This window comes from Actibacterium sp. XHP0104 (assembly GCF_025751515.1).
GTDB lineage: Bacteria > Pseudomonadota > Alphaproteobacteria > Rhodobacterales > Rhodobacteraceae > Actibacterium_D.
On the sequence record NZ_JAOWLE010000002.1, the window covers coordinates 67,379 to 85,231 of the forward strand.

18 protein-coding genes are annotated in these 17,853 nt (G+C 66.3%); 17 read left to right on the forward strand and 1 reads right to left on the reverse strand.

Annotated features, from left to right (window positions below):
• Positions 1-235 precede the first annotated feature (235 nt).
• From mraZ to murD, 8 genes are all read left to right on the forward strand, one after another.
• Positions 236-742 carry a division/cell wall cluster transcriptional repressor MraZ gene (gene mraZ, locus OE856_RS04705; RefSeq protein WP_263714900.1) on the forward strand — a complete coding sequence of 169 codons (507 nt, stop codon included), beginning with the start codon at positions 236-238 and terminating at the stop codon, positions 740-742.
• On the forward strand, positions 742-1,746 hold the full coding sequence (gene rsmH, locus OE856_RS04710; protein ID WP_263715171.1) for a 16S rRNA (cytosine(1402)-N(4))-methyltransferase RsmH: 1,005 nt from the start codon (positions 742-744) through the stop codon (positions 1,744-1,746). Before mraZ ends, rsmH begins: the two co-directional genes overlap by 1 nt.
• Positions 1,746-2,105: a cell division protein FtsL gene (locus OE856_RS04715; protein ID WP_263714901.1), complete on the forward strand. Its 360-nt coding sequence runs from the start codon at positions 1,746-1,748 to the stop codon at positions 2,103-2,105. Before rsmH ends, OE856_RS04715 begins: the two co-directional genes overlap by 1 nt.
• Positions 2,102-3,883, forward strand: coding sequence for a peptidoglycan D,D-transpeptidase FtsI family protein (locus OE856_RS04720; RefSeq protein WP_263714902.1), 1,782 nt, complete (start codon positions 2,102-2,104; stop codon positions 3,881-3,883). The genes OE856_RS04715 and OE856_RS04720 overlap by 4 nt, the downstream gene beginning before the upstream one ends.
• A gap of 17 nt (positions 3,884-3,900) precedes the next feature.
• On the forward strand, positions 3,901-5,385 hold the full coding sequence (locus OE856_RS04725) for a UDP-N-acetylmuramoyl-L-alanyl-D-glutamate--2,6-diaminopimelate ligase (RefSeq protein WP_263714903.1): 1,485 nt from the start codon (positions 3,901-3,903) through the stop codon (positions 5,383-5,385).
• Positions 5,382-6,776, forward strand: a complete 1,395-nt coding sequence (locus OE856_RS04730; RefSeq protein WP_263714904.1) for a UDP-N-acetylmuramoyl-tripeptide--D-alanyl-D-alanine ligase — start codon at positions 5,382-5,384, stop codon at positions 6,774-6,776. The genes OE856_RS04725 and OE856_RS04730 overlap by 4 nt, the downstream gene beginning before the upstream one ends.
• 18 nt (positions 6,777-6,794) lie before the next feature.
• A complete protein-coding gene (gene mraY, locus OE856_RS04735) occupies positions 6,795-7,877 on the forward strand; it encodes a phospho-N-acetylmuramoyl-pentapeptide-transferase (RefSeq protein WP_263714905.1) in 1,083 nt (360 codons plus the stop codon).
• Between the two features lie 88 nt (positions 7,878-7,965).
• Positions 7,966-9,363, forward strand: coding sequence for a UDP-N-acetylmuramoyl-L-alanine--D-glutamate ligase (murD, locus tag OE856_RS04740; protein WP_263714906.1), 1,398 nt, complete (start codon positions 7,966-7,968; stop codon positions 9,361-9,363).
• Here the strand turns inward: murD and OE856_RS04745 are convergent.
• Complete coding sequence (locus tag OE856_RS04745) at positions 9,360-9,650, reverse strand: Dabb family protein (RefSeq protein WP_263714907.1); 291 nt, start codon at positions 9,648-9,650, stop codon at positions 9,360-9,362. The genes murD and OE856_RS04745 overlap by 4 nt on opposite strands.
• Before the next feature lie 310 nt (positions 9,651-9,960).
• Here OE856_RS04745 and OE856_RS04750 point away from each other — a divergent pair, with 310 nt between their 5' ends.
• The 9 genes from OE856_RS04750 to murB all read left to right on the forward strand — a co-directional run bounded on the left by OE856_RS04750 (position 9,961) and on the right by murB (position 17,849).
• Positions 9,961-11,133, forward strand: coding sequence for a type III PLP-dependent enzyme (locus tag OE856_RS04750; RefSeq protein ID WP_263714908.1), 1,173 nt, complete (start codon positions 9,961-9,963; stop codon positions 11,131-11,133).
• Between the two features lie 146 nt (positions 11,134-11,279).
• The gene (ftsW, locus tag OE856_RS04755) at positions 11,280-12,449 is read left to right on the forward strand and encodes a putative lipid II flippase FtsW (protein WP_263714909.1); all 1,170 of its coding nucleotides are present in this window, start codon (positions 11,280-11,282) and stop codon (positions 12,447-12,449) included.
• On the forward strand, positions 12,446-13,549 hold the full coding sequence (locus OE856_RS04760; RefSeq protein ID WP_263714910.1) for a UDP-N-acetylglucosamine--N-acetylmuramyl-(pentapeptide) pyrophosphoryl-undecaprenol N-acetylglucosamine transferase: 1,104 nt from the start codon (positions 12,446-12,448) through the stop codon (positions 13,547-13,549). Before ftsW ends, OE856_RS04760 begins: the two co-directional genes overlap by 4 nt.
• Positions 13,550-13,579: 30 nt before the next feature.
• A complete protein-coding gene (gene murC, locus OE856_RS04765; RefSeq protein WP_263714911.1) occupies positions 13,580-14,983 on the forward strand; it encodes a UDP-N-acetylmuramate--L-alanine ligase in 1,404 nt (467 codons plus the stop codon).
• Between the two features lie 3 nt (positions 14,984-14,986).
• A complete protein-coding gene (locus tag OE856_RS04770) occupies positions 14,987-16,174 on the forward strand; it encodes an APC family permease (protein WP_263714912.1) in 1,188 nt (395 codons plus the stop codon).
• Complete coding sequence (locus OE856_RS04775) at positions 16,171-16,410, forward strand: DUF2484 family protein (protein ID WP_263714913.1); 240 nt, start codon at positions 16,171-16,173, stop codon at positions 16,408-16,410. The genes OE856_RS04770 and OE856_RS04775 overlap by 4 nt, the downstream gene beginning before the upstream one ends.
• Positions 16,407-16,667 (forward strand): DUF2484 family protein, encoded by a 261-nt coding sequence (locus tag OE856_RS04780; RefSeq protein ID WP_263714914.1) that lies wholly within the window; start codon positions 16,407-16,409, stop codon positions 16,665-16,667. The genes OE856_RS04775 and OE856_RS04780 overlap by 4 nt, the downstream gene beginning before the upstream one ends.
• A 10-nt stretch (positions 16,668-16,677) precedes the next feature.
• Positions 16,678-16,926 (forward strand): hypothetical protein, encoded by a 249-nt coding sequence (locus OE856_RS04785; RefSeq protein WP_263714915.1) that lies wholly within the window; start codon positions 16,678-16,680, stop codon positions 16,924-16,926.
• Complete coding sequence (murB, locus tag OE856_RS04790) at positions 16,923-17,849, forward strand: UDP-N-acetylmuramate dehydrogenase (RefSeq protein WP_263714916.1); 927 nt, start codon at positions 16,923-16,925, stop codon at positions 17,847-17,849. Before OE856_RS04785 ends, murB begins: the two co-directional genes overlap by 4 nt.
• The last annotated feature ends 4 nt before the right edge of the window (positions 17,850-17,853 follow it).

Consider the following 17,853-nt stretch of genomic DNA (forward strand, 5'->3'; position numbering starts at 1 on the left):
ACGGGCTTACAAGGGGCATCAAAAGAACCCCAGAGGCACCAAGTCAGGTTTCATACAGGCACCCGCTTTCTCCGAATAAAAGGGCCGGCGCGCACGCGAGCAGACATCCCCCCAGGTGGCCTGCGCAGCCGGACAACCCCAGAGATGGGACGAGGGCGGCGGATTGGGCAGTGGCAGCAGCTCAATCCGCCGTTTTCATCTCAGCCTGGCGCAAAGGCAAAAGGAGCGTCGGACAGTGGCGCGTCGGTTCAGAGGCGAAAGCCACCACAAGGTGGATGCAAAGGGCAGGGTCTCGATCCCGGCCCTGTTTCGCCGTGTGCTGGAAGCCGGAGACCCCGACTGGACAGATGGCCTGCGCCCGCAACTGGTGATCGTCTATGGCGACCACCGCCGCAAATTCCTTGAATGCTACACGATCGAGGCCATCGACGAGGTTGACGGCAAGATCGCCGACCTGCCGCGCGGCTCGATGCAGCGCCGGATGCTGGAACGTCTGTTCCACGGTCAGTCGTACCCCACCGAGGTTGATGGCGATGGCCGTCTGGTTCTGCCGCAAAAGCTGCGCGACAAGATCGGCCTGGACAAAGAGGCATTCTTTATTGCTTCGGGTGACACGTTCCAGATCTGGAACCCCGAAACCTACGAGACCGAAGAGCTGGCCAAGACCGAGGCCTGGCTGGACGATCTGCCCGACGATTTCGACCCGCTGACCCTGCTGGATGGCGCGGGGGCGCTTGAATGATGGCGGCCGAGGCCCACACCCCGCCCGCTGATGCACCTCATATCCCTGTCTTGTTGCGCCCGTTGCTGGCCGCCGTGGCGCCCGTGTCGGGTGTCTGGCTGGATGGCACGTTCGGCGCGGGCGGCTATGCGCGCGGCCTGCTGGAGGCCGGTGCAGACCGTGTGATCGGTGTCGACCGCGACCCGATGGTGTTCGAGATGGCCGCCGACTGGGCCGAGGCCTATGGCGACCGCCTGACCCTGGTCGAAGGCACGTTCTCGCGTCTTGACGAATACGCGGATCAGCCGCTTGACGGCGTGGTGCTGGATCTGGGCGTGTCCTCGATGCAGCTGGACATGGCGGAACGCGGCTTTTCCTTCATGAAAGACGGCCCGCTGGACATGCGGATGAGCCAGTCCGGCCCCTCGGCCGCCGATCTGGTCAATACCGCCGACGAACAAGACATTGCCGACATTCTGTATCACTACGGCGAAGAGCGCGCCTCGCGCCGCATCGCCCGCGCCATCGTGGCGGCTCGCGCCGTGCAGCCGTTTGAAACCACCGCCCAGCTGGTCGCGGTGATCGAGAAATGCCTGCCGCGCCCCAAGCCGGGCCAAAGCCACCCCGCCACCCGCAGTTTCCAGGCGATCCGCATCGCCGTGAACGACGAATTGGGCGAGCTGGTCGCGGGCCTCTGCGCGGCCGAGCGGGCGCTGAAACCCGGCGGGCAGCTAGCGGTCGTGACCTTTCATTCGATCGAGGATCGGATCGTCAAACGGTTCTTGCAGGTCCGTTCGGGCAGCGGCGGGCGGGCCAACCGCTATGCCCCCGAGCAGCAAGAGGAAATTCCGCAGTTCCAGCAAAAGTCGCGCAAGGCTATAGGCCCCGACGAACAGGAACTGGACGAAAACCCCCGCGCCCGGTCGGCCAAGCTGCGCGTCGCCACGCGCACGACCGCACCGGCGGGGGATGTGGATCGCAAGGCGCTGGGTCTGCCGGCGCTGATGAACAAGGGTGAAAGGTAATGCGTGGGCTGTTTTACGTGCTGGGCGCGATCGCGGTGATGGGGCTGGCCTTTTGGGCCTATCGAGAAAACTATGCCGCCCGCCAGGCGATCGAGCAAACCGAGGCGCTGAACCGCGAGATCGGCGACATGCGCGCCACCCGCGCCATGCTGCGCGCCGAATGGGCCTATCTCAACCGCCCCGACCGCCTGCGCGAACTGGCCGAGTTGAACTTTGGTCGCCTTGGTCTGCTGGAAATGCAGCCCGAGCAATTCGGCCGTATCGACCAGGTGGCCTTTCCGACCCAGGAAGACGTGTTTCCCGCCCTGTCGCGCCCCATCGAGGTGGTCGGCCGGCTTGATCTGGGGGTTGCGCAATGATCCGCACACCGCTGCGCCCGCTGGCCCGTATCCTGCAAGCCCGCGCCAAGGGTGAGAACCCCGACGCGATCGAAAAGGAAAACCTGCGCCTGCGCCACGAGCAGATGCGCGACCAGTCGCGCACCCGCGCCGAAAGCCGGCTGTGGGTGTTGGCGCTGGCCTTCATGTTTGCCTATGGCATGATCGGCATGCGCATGGGCGTGCTGGCCGCGTCTGAGCCGCAAGAGCCGCAGGTCGCGGTGTCGGGCTCGGCCATCGTGGCCCAGCGTGCCGATATCACCGACCGCAACGGCAACCTCTTGGCCACCAACCTGGCCACGCATTCGCTGTATGCCCAGCCGCCGCTGATGGTCGACCCGCAGCGTGCCGCGCAGGAACTGGTTGCGATCTTCCCCGACCTCGAGGTCGACCGCCTGACCCGCCAGTTCACCGGTGACCGCAAGTTCATCTGGATCAAGAAACGCATCAGCCCCGAGCAGATGCAGCAGGTGCACGATATCGGCGACCCCGGCCTGCTGTTCGGCCCGCGCGAGATGCGCCTTTACCCCAATGGCCGCCTTGCCGCGCATGTTCTGGGCGGCACCAGCTTTGGCCGCGAGGGCGTGCGCTCGGCCGAACTGGTTGGCGTTGCGGGCGTGGAAAAGGAATTCGATCAATACCTGCGCGACCCGGCCAATGGCGGGCAACCGCTGCGCCTGTCGCTGGACCTGACCGTGCAGACCGCCATCCGCCGCGTGCTGGAAGGCGGGATGAAGCTGATGAACGCCAAGGGCGCGACCGCCATCCTGATGGATGTGCATACGGGCGAGGTGATCTCGCTGGTCTCGCTGCCCGATTTCGACCCCAATGAACGCCCCCGCCCGCTGGCGCAGGGCGATGCCTCTGACAGCCCGCTCTTTAACCGCGCGGTGCAGGGCGTGTACGAGCTGGGCTCGACCTTCAAGATCTTTGCCGCCGCGCAGGCGTTGGAAACCGGGATGATGACGCCCGATACCATGATCGACACCAAGGGCCCGCTGCGTTGGGGCAAGTTCCGCATCAATGATTTCCACAACTACGGCCCGCAGCTGTCGCTGACCGATGTGATGGTGAAATCGTCGAACATCGGCACCGCCCGCATCGCGATGGAAATCGGCGCCGAGCGTCAGCGCGACTTCCTGGGCCGTCTGGGCCTGCTGTCGCCGTCGCCGGTCGAATTGGTCGAGGCGCCGGGGGTGAAACCGCTGTTGCCGCCGAACTGGTCGGAACTGTCGACCATGACCATTTCCTATGGCCATGGCCTGTCGGCCAGCCCGCTGCACCTGGCCTCGGCCTATGCCTCGGTGCTGAACGGCGGCTACGTGGTGCAGCCCTCGCTGCTGGCCGGCGGGCGTCCGCGCACCGGCGAGCGCATCGTGTCCGAGCAAACCTCGGCCGCGCTGCGCGACATGCTGCGCCAGGTCGTTGTGCGCGGCACCGCCAGCTTTGGTGAGGTCGAAGGCTATTCGGTGGGCGGCAAGACCGGCACCGCCGACAAGCCCAAGCCCACCGGCGGCTATTACGAGGACAAGGTGATCGCCACCTTTGCCAGCGTTTTCCCCACCGATAAGCCCAAATACGTACTGATCGTCACCCTGGACGAGCCCGAGGAAACATCCGGCACCGAACCGCGCCGCACTGCCGGCTGGACGGCCGTGCCCGTCGCTGCCGAGATCATCCGCCGCACCGCGCCTCTGCTGGGCCTGCGGCCGGACATTGAACCCGCCTCGACCTTTGGGGTAACACTCACCAGCAACTAGGGCCGGGGGCAAATCACATGGCGGCAGGAACACGATCACTAGCGGAACTGGGCCTGACCGCACGCGGCGGGCGCGAGGCGCGGGTTACCGGCCTGTCGGTCGACAGCCGCTATACAAAGGATGGCCACCTCTTTGCGGCGCTGCCGGGCACGCGGACCCACGGCGCCACCTTCATCAAATACGCGCTGCGCATGGGCGCGGCTGCGATCCTGACCGACGCCGAGGGCGCGCGCATCGCCGCCCCCGATCTGGCCCAGTCTCAGGCCGCGCTGATCATCGCCGAAGACCCGCGCCAGACCCTGGCCTATACCGCCGCGCTGTGGTTCGGCGCGCAGCCGCGCACGATGGTCGCCGTCACCGGCACCAACGGCAAGACCTCGGTCGCGACCTTTACCCGCCAGATCTGGAACCGCCTGGGCCATGTCGCCGCCAATCTGGGCACCACCGGCGTCGAGGGCGCTTTTCACGCGCCGCTGAACCACACCACGCCCGAGCCGATCACCCTGCACAACCTGCTGTCGCGCATGGCCGCCGAGGGCGTGACCCATGCCGCGATGGAGGCCTCGAGCCACGGCCTGGCCCAGCGTCGCCTAGACGGGGTCAACCTGTCGGCCGCCGGTTTCACCAATTTCACCCAGGATCACCTCGATTATCACGCTGATTTCGCGGAATATTTCGCCGCCAAGGCCGGGCTCTTCGACCGTGTCCTGCCCGAGGATGGCGCCGCTGTGATCAACCTTGACGACCCCAAGGGCCCCGCCATGGCCGAGATCGCCGCCCAACGCGGGCAGGCCGTCATCGGCGTGGGGCGCGGCGTGCAGGCTGATCTGCAACTTTTGGGTCAACGCTTTGACGCCACCGGGCAAGAGCTGCGCTTTGGCTGGGCGGGCGACGCGTTTCAGGTGCGTCTGAACCTGATCGGCGGTTTCCAGGCCGAAAACGTGCTGCTGGCCGCCGGGCTGGCGATTGCCAGCGGCGATGCCCCGCGCGATGTGTTCGAGGTGCTGCCCGAACTTTATGGCGTGCGCGGCCGGATGCAGCTGGCCGCCACCCGCGAAAACGGGGCGGCGGTGTTTGTCGATTACGCCCACACGCCCGATGCCCTGAAAACCGCGCTCCAGGCGCTGCGCCCGCATGTGATGGGCCGCCTGGTGGTGGTGTTTGGCGCGGGCGGTGACCGCGATCAGGGCAAGCGCCCGCTGATGGGCCAGGCCGCCGCCGAAAACGCCGATCTGGTCTTTGTCACCGACGACAACCCGCGCAGCGAGGTGCCCGCCGATATCCGCGCCGCGATCCTGGCTGCGTGCCCCGAAGCCCATGACGTGGGCGACCGGGCCGAGGCGATCTTGCGCGGGGTCGATGCGCTGGGGCCGGGTGATGCGCTGCTGGTTGCGGGCAAGGGGCATGAAACCGGCCAGATCGTCGGCGATGATGTCTTTCCGTTTGACGATGTCGAGCAGGCCTCGATCGCCGTGGCCGCACTGGACGGCAAGCTGGTATGACCGCGCTGTGGACGGCACCAGAGGCAGCCGCCGCAACCGGCGGGCGCGCCACGACCGACTGGCGCGCCAATGGCGTGTCGATCGACACCCGCACGCTACAGCCGGGCGATCTGTTCGTGGCGCTGAAAGACCTGCGCGATGGCCATGATTTCGTCGCGCAGGCGCTAGAGAAAGGCGCCGCCGCCGCGCTGGTGTCGCGCATCCCCGAGGGCGTGGCGCCCGACGCGCCGCTGCTGATCGTTGACGATGTGCTGCCCGCGCTGGAACGGCTGGGCATCGCCGCCCGGGCCCGCAGCGCGGCGCGGGTGATCGCGGTGACGGGCTCTGCCGGCAAGACCTCGACCAAGGAAATGCTGCGCGCCGTGCTGGCGGGGCAGGGCCGCACCCACGCCGCCGAGGCCAGCTATAACAACCATTGGGGCGTGCCGCTGACCCTGGCGCGTATGCCAACTGACACCGAATTCGCGGTGATCGAGATCGGCATGAACCATCCCGGCGAGATCGCGCCACTGACCTGTCTGGCCCGCCCGCATGTGGCAATCATCACCACGGTCGTTGCCGCGCACCTAGAGGCATTCGGCGCGCTCGAGGGCATCGCCCATGAAAAGGCCGCGATTCTTGAGGGGCTGACGCCCGATGGTGTCGCCGTTTTGAATGGCGATCTGGCGGTCTCGGATATCCTGATGAGCAAGGCCGCGGCTCTGAACGCGCGGGTTTTGCAGTTTGGCGCGGGCGAGGGCGCGGATATCCGCATGATCCGCGCGGATTTGCAGGGCGACACCACCGTTGTGGTGACGCGGGCCGGTGACACGGCGCTGGAATTCACCCTGACCACCGCCGGCAAGCATTTCGCCATGAACGCGCTGGCGGTGATTGGCGCGGCACAGGCTCTGAGCCTGCCGCTGAACGAAATCGCCCGCGACCTGTCGCTGTGGCTGCCGCCCGCCGGGCGCGGCGCGCGCGAGGTGGTCGCCCTGCCGGGCGGTGGGTTCGAGCTGATTGATGACGCGTTCAACGCCAACCCCGCATCGATGCAGGCGGCGCTTGAGGTGCTGGCCTCGGCCACCCCCGACGGGCGTCGGGTGGCGGTGCTGGGCGATATGCTGGAACTGGGCGAGGATGAGATCGCAATGCACCGCGCCCTGGCCGATGATCCGGGGCTGCAAGCCGCCGATCTGGTGCATTGCGTGGGGTCGCGGATGCGGGCGCTTTACGACGCGCTGCCGCCGGCACAGCGGGGCGAATGGGTCGACACGGCCGATGATCTGGCGACGCGCGCCGCCGCGCTGGCCGGGCCGGGCGACGTGATTTTGGTAAAAGGGTCAAAGGGCAGCAAGGTTTCCCGCGTGGTTGACGCGCTGCGCAAATTGGGCCAAGCGGGCGCCAGCTAGGCGCGAGGGAATGTACATATGCTGTTTTGGCTGACCGAGTTTTCCGATGGCGGCGACGTCTTCAACCTGTTCCGGTATATCACCTTCCGGGCGGGCGGGGCGTTTTTCACCGCGCTTTTGTTCGGGTTCATCTTTGGCCGACCGCTGATCAACCTGTTGCGCCGCAAGCAGAAAAAGGGCCAGCCCATCCGTGACGACGGCCCCGAGAGCCATTTCACCAAGGCCGGCACCCCCACCATGGGCGGCTTGCTGATCCTGTCGGCGCTGGTGCTGTCGACGCTGATGTGGGCGCGGCTTGATAATCCCTATACCTGGATCGTGCTGTTCGTGACCGTGGGGTTCGGCCTGATCGGCTTTGCCGACGACTATGCGAAAGTGTCGAAAAACAACACCAAGGGCGTGTCCAGCCGGATGCGCATGGGGCTGGGGCTGCTGATCGCGCTCTTTGCCTCGGTCGCGGCCTCGATGGTGCATCCCGAGAACCTGACCTTTCAGCTGGCGCTGCCGGTGTTCAAGGACACGCTGATCAACCTGGGCTATCTGTTCATCCCCTTCGCCATGATCGTGATCGTGGGCGCCGCCAATGCGGTGAACCTGACCGACGGTCTGGACGGGCTGGCGATCATGCCGGTGATGATCGCGGCGGGCACGCTGGGGGTGATTGCCTATCTGGTGGGCCACGCCAATTTCGCTGATTATCTGGGCGTGCATTTCGTGCTGGGCACCGGCGAGATCCTGATCTTTGCCGCCGGGCTGATCGGCGGCGGGCTGGGGTTTCTGTGGTACAATGCGCCGCCGGCGGCGGTGTTCATGGGCGATACCGGGTCGCTGGCCCTGGGTGGCGCCTTGGGTGCGATTGCGGTGGCCACCAAGCACGAGATCGTTCTGGCGATCGTGGGCGGGCTGTTCGTGGTCGAGGCGCTGTCGGTGATCATCCAGGTCGCCTATTTCAAGCGCACCGGCAAGCGGGTGTTCCTGATGGCGCCCATTCACCACCATTTCGAGAAGAAGGGCTGGGCCGAGCCGCAGATCGTGATCCGGTTCTGGATCATCAGCCTGATCCTGGCTCTGATCGGTCTGGCGACACTGAAGCTGCGGTAAAGGGGGCGCTGCCCCCTTCACGCGCCTTGCGGCGCGCTCATCCCCCGGGATATTTTGTCGAAGAAGAAACAGGCAGGGGCATTTGGCCATGATACCGGTTCGGGGAGTTGAGGGCGCGAAGCTGGGCGTGTTGGGGCTGGGCCGGTCGGGTCTGGCGACGGCGCGCGCGTTGCGGGCGGGCGGGGCCGAGGCCGTTTGCTGGGACGACAACGAGGCCGCGCGCGCCAAGGCCGAGGCTGAGGGGTTTGTTGTGGCTGACCCGACGCGCGGCGACGGGTTCGAGGGGATGGCGGCGCTGATCACATCGCCCGGTATTCCGCATCTTTATCCTGCGCCCAACCGGGTGATTGCCGCGGCCTGGGCTGCGGGTGTGCCGGTCGATAACGATATCGGGCTGTTCTTTCGGTCGCTGGCCGTGCCTGAGTGGGACAACTACGAGACCGCGCCCCGGGTGGTTGCGGTGACGGGGTCGAACGGCAAGTCGACGACCAGCGCGCTGATCCATCACATTTTGCAGCATGCGGGCCGCGAAAGTCAGCTGGCCGGCAATATTGGCCGCGGGGTGTTGGACATTGATCCGCCCGGCGATGGTGGCGTGGTTGTTCTGGAGCTGTCGAGCTATCAGACCGATCTGGCGCGGGCGCTGACGCCGGATATCGCCGTATTCACCAACCTGTCGCCCGATCATCTGGATCGTCATGGCGGCCCGGGCGGTTATTTCGCGGCCAAGCGGCGGCTCTTTGCCGAGGGCGGACCGGATCGTGCGGTGATCGGTGTGGATGAGGTCGAGGGGCAGTACCTGGCCAACCAGCTGTCCGAAGGGGCGGCGGATGACCGGGTGATCCGGGTGTCGTCGGGGCAGAAACTGACCGGGCCGGGTTGGTTCGTCTTTGCGCGCAAGGGGTTTCTGGCCGAGTGGCGCAAGGGTCGTCAGGTGGCCAGCATCGATCTGCGCGAGATTGCCGGCCTGCCGGGCGCGCATAACCATCAGAATGCCTGTGCCGCCTATTCCGCCGTGCGCGCGCTGGGTGTGGCGCCCAAGCTGATCGAGCAGGCGCTGCACACGTTCGAGGGCCTGCCTCATCGCAGCCAGCTGGTGGGCGAGAAGAACGGTGTGCGGTTCATCAATGACAGCAAGGCCACCAATGCCGACAGCGCCGCCAAGGCGCTGGCGGCGTTCACCAATATCCGCTGGATCTGTGGCGGGCTGGAGAAAGAGGGCGGTCTGGGGCCGGTTCTGGCCCATCTGGGCAATGTCACCAAGGCCTATGTCATCGGGCGCGAGGCGGCCAGTTTCGCGCTGAAGCTGGGGGCGGTGCCGCATGAGATCTGCGAGTCGATGGAGCGCGCCGTAGCGCAGGCCGCGGCCGAGGCGCAGCCGGGCGACGTGGTGCTGTTGGCGCCGGCGGCGGCCAGTTTCGACCAATATGACAATTTCGAACGGCGCGGCGAGGATTTCATCGCCCGCGTCGGGCAGCTGGGTTAGCCCGAGGTGTAATCCGCCGCGATGCGCAAGTCGCGCAGAGGGCGGACGATCTCGATCGAGCGCTGGTAAAGCGGGTGCGCCTTGAAGGCGGCCAGCTGGGCCTCGTCGGTGAATTCGCCGTAGACCACGAAATCGGGGCTGTCGCCGGGCAGGGGGTCGGTCTTGAGATTGCGCCCCACTTCGAGATGCAGCTTGTCAGGGATGCCGGTCAGCAGCGACAGCCCGTCATAGACCGTATCCAGGTCATCGGCGCTGCGGGCGGTGAAAAAGACGATATGGCGGATCATGCGGCACCAGCGTGGGATCAGTTGCGCCCTAGCTAGCGCCGGGCGCGGCCGGGCAGAAGGGGCAGGCGAATGCTGCGCCGCCGCTGTTTCAAAAACGCAACAAAATAGGGGGCTTTGCGGCGGCTTGTTAAAATTTTTCGGCGCGCGAAAAAAATCCTTGAACCGACTCAAGTGATTGCCTAAATCGCGGCTTAAGACGCCAACGCACGCGCCTCTGGCCGAGCCCTTAAAGCTCCGCGTTTATGTAGCGACGGTAACGTCTCCCTTGGAAGTGAGCGGTCATAAATGGCCGGGTCTATTGGAGATGACCATGAACGCTACTGTAACCGACTTTGTCGGACGTGAATTCGTCGCACCCGCAACCCGTATCGAGAACTTTATCCGTTCGACCACGTTCGACCGGCCGACCCTTGTTCTGGACACCGAGGCCGTTGCCACCCAGTTCCACGCGCTGCGCGCCGGTCTGGGCCATGCCGACATTCACTATGCGGTCAAGGCGAACCCCGCCCGCGAGATCATCGAGACCCTTGTTAACCTGGGCTCGCATTTCGATGCGGCCTCGCGCGGCGAGATCGAGCTGTGCCTGAGCCAGGGCGCCGCGCCCGAGACCATTTCCTTCGGCAACACCATCAAACGCCCCGCCGACATCGTGTTCGCCTATCACGCCGGTATCACGCTTTTTGCCGCCGATGCCGAGGAAGAGCTGGACAAGCTGGCCGAGCATGCCCCCGGCGCGCAGGTCTATATCCGCATCATCGTCGAGAACTACGAGGCCGACTGGCCGCTGTCGCGCAAATTCGGCTGTGCCCGTGACAAGGCGCTGAGCCTGCTGGGCTATGCCCGCGAGCTGGGCCTTGATCCGATCGGCCTGTCCTTCCACGTCGGCTCGCAAACCCGCCGCGCCGAGATGTGGATCGGCACGCTGGATCAGGTGGCCGCCATCTGGCACGAGGCCCAAGAGGCCGGTTTCGGCCTGACCCTGCTGAACATCGGCGGCGGTTTCCCGGCCTTTTACGGCGAAGAGATCGACCACCCGACCCGCTACGCCGCCCGCGTGATGGAGCTGATCCACGACCGTTTCGGCGACGTGCCGCGCATCATGGCAGAGCCGGGCCGTGGCCTGGTGGCCGAGGCCGGCATGATCGCCGCCGAGGTGCTGCTGGTGTCGCGCAAGTCGGACATGGACACGCACCGCTGGGTTTACCTCGATATCGGTAAATTCTCGGGCCTGGCCGAAACCATGGACGAGGCCATTCGCTATCAGTTCATCACCGACCGCGACCACGAGGAAACCGGCGCCTGCATCCTGGCCGGCCCGTCCTGCGACAGCGCCGACGTGCTGTATGAAAAGCGCCCGGTGCAGCTGCCCGTGGGCCTGAAAGCGGGCGACCGTTTCATCATCCGCAACTGCGGCGCCTATACCTCGACCTACAGCTCGGTCGGGTTCAACGGCTTCCCGCCGCTGGATGTCGTCGTCATCTGACATCGACCCCAAGGCCAAAGATCATCGCCCCTGTGCAGGATGCTGCGCAGGGGCTTTCTTATCGCTGGCCTGAGGGGGCAAATCACGTTAGAATCACCCGCAGACCCGGCAAACGGGCGATTTGAGGCAGTCGAGGCGGTACTCGCATGACAGAAATGGTTTATGGCGCCGCGCCTATGCGGGTGGGGGAACCCATTCTGCCGCGTTGGTGGCGCACGATCGATAAATGGACGTTGTCCTGCATTCTTCTTTTGTTTGGCATCGGGTTGCTGCTGGGCTTGGCCGCCTCGCCGCCACTGGCCGAGCGCAACGGCCTTAGCCCGTTCCACTATGTCGAACGCCAGGCGTTGTTTGGCGGGATGGCGCTGGTGGTGATGTTCGCCACCTCGATGATGTCGCCCGACATGGTGCGCCGTCTGGGGGTGCTGGGCTTTATGGGGGCCTTCATCGCGCTGGCCCTCTTGCCCGTGCTGGGCACCGATTTCGGCAAGGGCGCGGTGCGCTGGTACAGCCTGGGCTTTGCCTCGGTGCAGCCGTCCGAGTTTCTCAAACCCTGTTTCATCATCCTGACCGCCTGGATGATGGCGGCGAATACCGAGATCGGCGGCCCTCCGGGGCGGATGTTCTCTTTCGTGATCGCGGTGACGGTGGTGCTGTTCCTGGCGCTGCAACCCGATTTCGGCCAGGCCTCGCTGATCCTGTTTTCCTGGGGCGTGATGTATTTCGTCGGCGGCGCACCGATGCTGCTGCTGGCGGGCATGGCGGGCATGACGGTGATGGGCGGCGTCGTCGCCTATAACAACTCGGAGCATTTCGCGCGCCGGATCGACGGGTTCCTGTCGCCCGAAATCGACCCGCGCACCCAGCTGGGCTATGCCACCAATGCCATCCGCGAAGGCGGGTTCTGGGGCGTTGGCGTGGGCGAGGGGCAGGTCAAGCAATCGCTGCCTGACGCGCATACCGATTTCATCATCGCTGTGGCGGCCGAGGAATACGGCCTGATCCTGGTGCTGCTGGTGATTGCGCTTTACGCAGCGATCGTGCTGCGGTCGCTGCACCGGCTGACGCGCGAGCGTGATCCGTTCGCCCGGCTGGCCGGTACCGGTCTGGCCTGTATCTTTGGCGTGCAGGCGATGATCAACATGGGCGTGGCGGTCAAGCTGCTGCCCGCCAAGGGTATGACCCTGCCGTTCGTCAGCTATGGCGGCTCGTCCCTGATCGCGGGCGGCGTGGTGGTGGGGGCGCTGCTGGCGCTGACCCGCACAAGGCCGCAGGGCGAGATTGGCGACCTGCTGATGCGAAAGGGCCGGGCATGAGCGCACCGCTGCTGGTGATCGCGGCCGGGGGGACCGGCGGGCACATGTTTCCCGCCCAGGCCCTGGCCGAGGAAATGCTGGCACGCGGCTGGCGGGTCAAGCTGTCGACCGATGCGCGCGGGGCGCGCTATGCGGGCGGCTTTCCCGACGCGGTTGAGATCGAGGAAATCCCCAGCGCCACTTTTGCGCGCGGCGGGCCGCTGGCCAAGCTGGGCGTGCCCTTCCGCCTGGCCGGAGGGGTGATCTCGGCCGCGGTCAAGATGCTGCGCGACCGCCCCGCAGTGGTGGCGGGGTTTGGCGGCTATCCGTCCTTTCCGGCGATCACGGCGGCGACCCTGCTGAAACTGCCGCGCATGATCCACGAACAAAACGGCGTGCTGGGCAAGGTCAACAAGGCCTTTGCCGGCCGTGTCAGCGCGGTGGCCTGCGGCACATGGCCGACCCGGCTGCCCGATGGCATCGAGGGCATTCACACCGGCAACCCGGTGCGCGCGGCAGTGCTGTCGCGTGCGGGCGCGCCCTATATTCCGCCCGGCGACTACCCGATGAGCGTGCTGGTCATCGGCGGCAGCCAAGGCGCGCGCATCCTGTCCGACACCGTGCCGACCGCGCTGGCGGGGCTGCCCGATGACATCCGCCGCCATCTGCGCGTCGCCCACCAGGCCCGCCCCGAAGACATGGATCGCGTCACTGCCGCCTATGACGCCGCCGGCATCCGCGCCGAGGTGCAAAGCTTTTTCACCGATATTCCCAACCGGCTGGCCGATGCGCAGCTGGTGATCTCGCGCTCTGGCGCGTCCAGCGTGGCCGATATCTCGGTCGTGGGGCGGCCTAGCATCCTGATCCCCTTTGCCGCCGCCGCCGAGGACCACCAGACCGCCAATGCCCGTGGCCTGGTCGAGGCCGAGGCCGCGATCCTGATCCCTGAATCCCGCCTTGAACCCGCCGCGCTTTGCGAGCAAATAGGCGCGATCCTGTCCCACCCGCAGGCTGCGGTGAAAATGGCGCATGGGGCGCTGGCCTATGGTCTGCCCGATGCGACGACACGTCTGGCTGCGGTGGTCGAAGACCTGGCCTATGGTCAGAAACAGCCCGCCTGAGGCCGGGCACGAACGCCAAGGAACGAACGAATGAACGCTGCCGCCGCCACCAAGCTGCCCACCGATGTGGGGCCGATCCATTTCGTTGGGATCGGCGGGATCGGCATGTCGGGCATTGCCGAGGTGCTGCTCAATTTGGGCTATACCGTCCAGGGCTCGGACCTCAAGGCGACCAAGATCACCGACCGCCTGAAAAAGCTGGGCGCGACCATCTTTGAAGGCCAGCGGGCCGAGAACCTTGAATTTGCCGAGGTCGTGGTGATCTCGTCGGCGATCAAGCCGGGCAATCCGGAACTCGACGCCGCCCGCGCGCGTGGCCTGCCGGTCGTGCGCCGGGCCGAGATGCTGGCCGAGCTGATGCGCCTGCGCTCGAACGTGGCCGTGGGCGGCACCCATGGCAAGACCACCACCACCACCATGGTGGCCACGCTGCTGGATGCGGGCGGCATTGATCCGACCGTGGTCAATGGCGGCATCATCCACGCCTATGGGTCGAACGCGCGCATGGGGCAGGGCGAATGGATGGTGGTCGAGGCCGATGAAAGCGACGGCACCTTCAACCGCCTGCCCGCCACCATCGCTATCGTCACCAATATCGACCCCGAGCACATGGAGCACTGGGGCACGATCGAGAACCTGCGCAAGGGCTTTCTGGATTTCGTCTCGAACATCCCGTTCTACGGGCTGGCCGTCTGCTGCACCGACCACCCCGAGGTGCAGGCGCTGGTCGGCAAGGTCACCGACCGCCGCGTGGTGACGTTCGGCTTTAACGCGCAGGCTGATGTGCGGGCCATCAACCTGACCTATGAAGACGGCATCGCCCATTTCGACATCGCGCTTCAGGCCGAGGGCATGGTGATCGAGGGCTGCACCCTGCCGATGCCGGGCGATCACAACGTATCAAACGCGCTGGCCGCCGTGGCCGTCGCCCGCCATCTGGGCATGAAGGGCGACGAGATCCGCAAGGCGCTGGCGGCCTTCGGGGGCGTCAACCGCCGCTTTACCAAGGTCGGCGAGGTGAACGGCGTCACCATCATCGACGATTACGGCCATCACCCGGTGGAAATCGCCGCCGTGCTGCGCGCCGCGCGCCAGGCCACCAAGGGCCGGGTCGTCGCCGTGCACCAGCCGCACCGCTATTCGCGCCTGCATTCGCTGTTCGAGGATTTCTGCGCCTGCTTCAACGATGCCGATGTCGTGGCCATCGCCGAGGTCTATGCCGCTGGCGAGCAACCGATCGAGGGCGCGTCGCGCGACGATCTGGTCGCGGGCCTGATCCGTCACGGCCACCGCCACGCCAGCGCCCTGCTGGTCGAGGACGACCTCGAGGCGCTGGTGCGCGCCGAAACCTCCCCCGGCGACATGGTCGTCTGCCTGGGCGCGGGCACGATCAGCGCCTGGGCCAACAACCTGCCGGATCGACTGAAAGGATAAACCATGGCTGACCATCTCAAGCGGAAACTGGGCCTGGGGCTGCTGACCGCATATGGGGTGGGGATCATGGTGGGCGCCGGCATCTATGTGCTGGTGGGCGCCGCCGCGGGCGAGGCGGGCGTTTGGGCGCCGGTGTCCTTCCTGTTGGCGGCACTGGTCGCGGTGCCGACCGCGCTGTCATTCGCCGAACTGTCCGCCCGCATCCCCGAGGCCGCGGGCGATTCATCCTATGTCGAGGTCGGGCTGAACAAGCACTGGCTGGCGTTGGTCGTGGGCGCGATCAATGTGGGCGCGGGCACGTTCGCGGCCTCGGCGGTGTTACGCGGGGGCGTGGGCTATCTGACATCGATCACGCCGATCCCGTTCGAGGCGGGGATCATCCTGCTGGGCATCCTGCTGACCGCCATCGCCGTCATCGGCGTGGTTGAATCGCTGGGCTTTGCCGCCGTGCTGACCGTGATCGAGGTGGTCGGCCTGGTGCTGGTCATCTGGGCCGGGTTCGGGGCCGAGCCGGTCGAGGGCTGGATCAACCCGCCCACACCCTATTGGCCGGGCATCTTCGCCGCCTCGATCTTTGCCTTCTTCGCCTTCATCGGCTTTGACGATCTGGTCAACATGGCCGAAGAGGCCAAGAACCCCGGCTTTACCATGCCGGCCTCGATCCTGATCTCTCTGGCCATCACCGCCGCGCTTTATGCGCTGGTGTCGATGGCCGCCGTGCGCGCCGTGCCGCAAGAGGCGCTGGCGGTCAGCGAGCGACCGCTGGCGTTGGTCTGGGAAACCGCGCGTGGCCAAAGCGCGGCCTTCCTGTCGGCCATTGCCGTTGCGGCGGCGCTGAACGGGGTGCTGGCGCAGATCGTGATGGCGGCGCGGGTGCTGTTCGGGCTGGGCCGGCGCTCGCCCTCGCTGGCGATGTTCCACCACGCCCATCCGCGCTTTGGCACGCCGGTGCGGGCCTCGATATTGATCGGGGCGGCCGTGGTGGCGGGCGCGCTGCTGCTGCCGGTGGCGGCGCTGGCCGAGCTGACCTCGGTCGCCCTGCTGGCGGTGTTCGCCATCGTCAACACCGCGCTGATCGCGCTGAAACGCAAGGCCCCCGAAGCGCCGTTCAAGGTCTGGACCATCGTGCCCTGGTTTGGCCTGCTGGCCTGCCTGGCCGCCTTTGCCGCCGCGCTGGGGCAGTTGCTGTGACCCTGTCGCTGACACTGGCCTGCCTGTGGGTGGTGACGGCGGCGGTCGTGGCGATGCTGCCGATGCGATACCAATACGCGCCGGGCATCGCGCTGCTGGTCGCGGCGGTGCCGCTGCTGGTGTTTCTGGGGCGCGAGCATAATCCCTGGATCGTGCTGGCGGTGCTGGCGGCGATCATCTCGATGTTTCGGCGCCCGTTGCGGGTGCTGGTCCGGCACCTGAGGGCGCGGCTATGAGCACCGGTCTGATCCTTGCCTGTATCTGGGTGCTGCTGGCCTCGGCCGCAGGCGCGACGCGCGGGCGGCTGTCGTGGTACCTGGCCTATGGGCTGATCGCTTTGGGCCTGCCGCTGCTAATCTATATCGCGCTGACCGACGGGGCGATCTGGGCGCTGGTGTTCCTGGCGGCGGGCTGTTCGATCCTGCGCTGGCCGCTGATTTACCTGATCCGCTGGTGCAAAGCCAAATTGCGCGCTAAACCCCCAGTCGACTAAGGGGGTGCCGATGGGCAATCTGACCGTTCCGCTGACCTATGCCGTCTGGGCCGCCGCGCCCGCCGTGGCCTATCAGGCCATGCTGGCCGGGATAGAGGGCAGGGGCCGCGCCTTTCTGCCGCTCTGGGCGGTTTATGCCGGCGTGTCGGTCGTGGTGTCGCTGTCGGCGGCGCATCCGATGGCGCTGATCGGGCCGATGGCGGCGGTGACGGTACTGTCGGCTGTTTTGTATCTGATCGGGCGGAGGGCCCAGAAATGACGATGCCAACCGTGCGCGGCACGCTGACGCCGCAGCGCCCGCTGAACGATCTGACATGGCTGCGCGTGGGCGGGCCGGCCGATTGGCTGTTCCAGCCAGCCGATGTCGAGGATCTGCAGGATTTCCTGCGCGCCCTCGACCCGTCTGTGCCGGTCTTTCCCATGGGCGTGGGCAGCAACCTGATCGTGCGCGATGGCGGTATTCGCGCCGTGGTGATCCGGCTGGGGCGCAATTTCAACGGCATCGACATTGACGGCACCCGCGTGACCGCCGGCGCCGCGCTGCTGGACAGCATGGTCGCGCGCAAGGCAGCGGCGGCAGGCGTCGACCTGACTTTCCTGCGCACCATTCCCGGCGCGATTGGCGGGGCAGTGCGGATGAACGCGGGCTGCTACGGGGCCTATGTGGCCGACCATTTCGTCTCGGCCCAGGCAGTGACGCGGGGCGGAGAGCTGGTGACGCTGACCGCGAACGACCTGAATTTCCGCTATCGCCAGACCGATCTGCCCGAGGGCTGGATCCTGATCAGCGCCACGCTCAAAGGCGCGCCGGGCGACCCGGATGCGCTGGCCGCGCGCATGGACGACCAACTGGCCAAGCGCGACGCGACCCAGCCCACCAAAGACCGCAGCGCCGGCTCGACCTTTCGCAATCCGGCGGGCTTTTCCAGCACCGGGCGCGACGACGACACCCATGAATTGAAGGCGTGGAAGGTGATCGACGACGCCGGTATGCGCGGTGCGCGCATCGGTGGCGCGCAGATGTCGGAAAAGCATTCGAACTTTCTGATCAACACCGGCGACGCCACCGCCCAAGACCTTGAACAACTTGGCGAAGAGGTCAGAAAAAGGGTTTTCCAAAACAGCGGGATCACGCTAGAGTGGGAGATCATGAGGGTCGGCGAACCGGCCCCTGAGGCATAACGAA

Excerpts from the sequence above, each read along its gene's own strand:
- rsmH (WP_263715171.1), top strand. The coding sequence starts at position 742 with ATGGCGGCCGAGGCCCACACCCCGCCCGCTGATGCACCTCATATCCCT.
- OE856_RS04715 (WP_263714901.1), top strand. The coding sequence starts at position 1,746 with ATGCGTGGGCTGTTTTACGTGCTGGGCGCGATCGCGGTGATGGGGCTG.
- OE856_RS04720 (WP_263714902.1), top strand. The coding sequence starts at position 2,102 with ATGATCCGCACACCGCTGCGCCCGCTGGCCCGTATCCTGCAAGCCCGC.
- OE856_RS04725 (WP_263714903.1), top strand. The coding sequence starts at position 3,901 with ATGGCGGCAGGAACACGATCACTAGCGGAACTGGGCCTGACCGCACGC.
- OE856_RS04730 (WP_263714904.1), top strand. The coding sequence starts at position 5,382 with ATGACCGCGCTGTGGACGGCACCAGAGGCAGCCGCCGCAACCGGCGGG.
- mraY (WP_263714905.1), top strand. The coding sequence starts at position 6,795 with ATGCTGTTTTGGCTGACCGAGTTTTCCGATGGCGGCGACGTCTTCAAC.
- murD (WP_263714906.1), top strand. The coding sequence starts at position 7,966 with ATGATACCGGTTCGGGGAGTTGAGGGCGCGAAGCTGGGCGTGTTGGGG.
- OE856_RS04745 (WP_263714907.1), bottom strand. The coding sequence starts at position 9,650 with ATGATCCGCCATATCGTCTTTTTCACCGCCCGCAGCGCCGATGACCTG.
- OE856_RS04750 (WP_263714908.1), top strand. The coding sequence starts at position 9,961 with ATGAACGCTACTGTAACCGACTTTGTCGGACGTGAATTCGTCGCACCC.
- ftsW (WP_263714909.1), top strand. The coding sequence starts at position 11,280 with ATGACAGAAATGGTTTATGGCGCCGCGCCTATGCGGGTGGGGGAACCC.
- OE856_RS04760 (WP_263714910.1), top strand. The coding sequence starts at position 12,446 with ATGAGCGCACCGCTGCTGGTGATCGCGGCCGGGGGGACCGGCGGGCAC.
- murC (WP_263714911.1), top strand. The coding sequence starts at position 13,580 with ATGAACGCTGCCGCCGCCACCAAGCTGCCCACCGATGTGGGGCCGATC.
- OE856_RS04770 (WP_263714912.1), top strand. The coding sequence starts at position 14,987 with ATGGCTGACCATCTCAAGCGGAAACTGGGCCTGGGGCTGCTGACCGCA.
- OE856_RS04780 (WP_263714914.1), top strand. The coding sequence starts at position 16,407 with ATGAGCACCGGTCTGATCCTTGCCTGTATCTGGGTGCTGCTGGCCTCG.
- OE856_RS04785 (WP_263714915.1), top strand. The coding sequence starts at position 16,678 with ATGGGCAATCTGACCGTTCCGCTGACCTATGCCGTCTGGGCCGCCGCG.
- murB (WP_263714916.1), top strand. The coding sequence starts at position 16,923 with ATGACGATGCCAACCGTGCGCGGCACGCTGACGCCGCAGCGCCCGCTG.